The sequence below is a fragment of the Daejeonella rubra genome (assembly GCF_900103545.1).
In the GTDB taxonomy this organism is placed as follows: Bacteria; Bacteroidota; Bacteroidia; order Sphingobacteriales; family Sphingobacteriaceae; genus Daejeonella; species Daejeonella rubra.
Window position 1 is genome coordinate 1 of sequence record NZ_FNHH01000070.1, and the last position, 1,319, is coordinate 1,319.

Here is a 1,319-nt window from a genome sequence, read left to right on the forward strand (position 1 = left end):
TGTACTTCCCTAATTAGAGTTGACCGGTTTCTAATAGTTTTTCATTGTTAAAAATAGTAAACCTTGGCTTAGAAAAAAGTTTATTATTAAACCAATTTTCTTCAAAAATTACTGGGCTTAGTTTACCAATATTATTGTGTGGTCTTGTGTTATTATATTGATAAACTGCTCGATCTACGCATTTTTTTAATTGTTCGTAATTTTTAGGCTTCCAGTAGTCTATGTACTCTTCTTTTATTGTTCTATTTATTCTCTCGGCATAAGCATTATCTTGGGCAGAAACAGACATAGATATTTTGATTTTATTAGCCTTTAATAACTCAATATATGGCTTATAAAGATATTGACCTCCTCTGTCGGAATGGTGAATTTTAGGCACATCATTATTTTTTAATGCCATTTGCATTGCCTTTACATTTGCAACTGCTCTCATGCTATTTGTGAGTTGATGCCCTACAATTTTTTTGGTATAAACATCAATTATAAATACTGCGTAATAGAATTTTTCTTCCTCTTTTACATAAATATAAGTGATATCAGATTGCCAAATAATCGACGGAGCAAAAACTTCCATTCCTTTTATCAAATTCGGATACTGAACAGATACTGGATAAGTAGTTCGTTTATAATTCTTTTTTGTTTTCAATCTAAACCCCAAATCCATGAAGATATCTATAAATCTATCTCTTCCAATGAATTCAGGTTTTAGTGTATTATACATCTTCTCAACCCCACAACCAGGATGTTCTTTTCTTAACTCTTCTACTTCGAGTAAAAGCATTTGAACATCTTTATCAAAAGCTAATTGTCTTGTAGCGTATTGATTTACAGCTTGTTTGCTGATTCCAATTTCTTTAAAAAGCTGATTTAAAGAATACTTTATTTTTCCTTGATTGTTTCGGAACCAGTCGATTGTGAGGTGTTGAAGTTTTTTTTAATATCAATTTTTAACTCTTCCTTAGCAATATCAATCATCTTTTCAAGATAATCTATCTTGATTTGCTTCTGGCCAACGGCTTGTTCTAATTGCTTGATTTTAAGCTCTAGTTCCTTTAGTCTTGACATACTGCTTGTCTTAAGCTCTACAACTCTGTACCCTTTTTCGTTAAAAATAGAAAATTTATAAATCCAATTGTAGATCGTTGAATTAGGAATTTTATATAAGCTCTCTAATTGAGGAACACTGAACTTTCCACTCTCATACAGAGTTACGATTTCTCGCTTGAATCCTTCAGAATAACAACGGGTTTTCTTGATTTGCTGTAAATTTGCTTTCATATAACTTGACTTTTATGGTCAACCTATATCAGGGACGTACA

General features: G+C 31.3%; 2 protein-coding genes. Both read right to left on the minus strand.

Annotated elements, in window-relative coordinates; translation table 11 throughout:
• Nucleotides 1–13: 13 nt before the first annotated feature.
• Nucleotides 14–913 carry an IS3 family transposase gene (locus BLR27_RS18335; protein ID WP_143007786.1) on the minus strand — a complete coding sequence of 300 codons (900 nt, stop codon included), beginning with the start codon at nt 911–913 and terminating at the stop codon, nt 14–16.
• Nucleotides 880–1,278 (minus strand): transposase, encoded by a 399-nt coding sequence (locus BLR27_RS18340; RefSeq protein ID WP_090707332.1) that lies wholly within the window; start codon nt 1,276–1,278, stop codon nt 880–882. The genes BLR27_RS18335 and BLR27_RS18340 overlap by 34 nt, the downstream gene beginning before the upstream one ends.
• Between the last annotated feature and the right edge of the window lie 41 nt (nt 1,279–1,319).

Excerpts from the sequence above, each read along its gene's own strand:
- BLR27_RS18340 (WP_090707332.1), bottom strand. The coding sequence starts at position 1,278 with ATGAAAGCAAATTTACAGCAAATCAAGAAAACCCGTTGTTATTCTGAA.